1 protein-coding gene is annotated in these 413 nt (G+C 37.3%); it reads right to left on the reverse strand.

Annotated elements, in window-relative coordinates:
- Window positions 1-413: integrase core domain-containing protein (locus A9G37_RS03175; protein ID WP_141671029.1), on the reverse strand; the 413-nt coding region annotated here is incomplete at both ends.

Below are 413 nucleotides of genomic sequence, written 5' to 3' on the forward strand. Positions count from 1 at the left end.
GCGACTGGTAATTTAATGTTGAATGAAGTCGATTATAATTAAACCAATCCACATAGTGATTAAATTCCAATTTAAGTTGCGCCAGTGAATCAAAAATAGTATTTGACACAAATTCTGTTTTCACTGCTTTGAATGTGCTTTCTGCAATTGCGTTATCATAGGGGCAGCCTTTGCGACTTAAGGACCGTTTAATTCCAAATGCTGTTAAACATTCATCAATCAAATGATTATCAAACTCTTTTCCTCTGTCAGAATGAAACAACTCAATCGTCTGTAAGTTCATTGGAATTTGACTCATAGCTTGCATGACCAGTGCCGCTGTTTTATGCCTGCCAGCACTTCGCCCCACTATTTCTCGATTACTGATATCAACAATTACACAAAGGTAGTGCCAACGTTGTTTAACCCTTACA

It is taken from the genome of Gilliamella sp. GillExp13, assembly GCF_001690815.1.
Lineage (GTDB): Bacteria > Pseudomonadota > Gammaproteobacteria > Enterobacterales > Orbaceae > Gilliamella > Gilliamella bombi.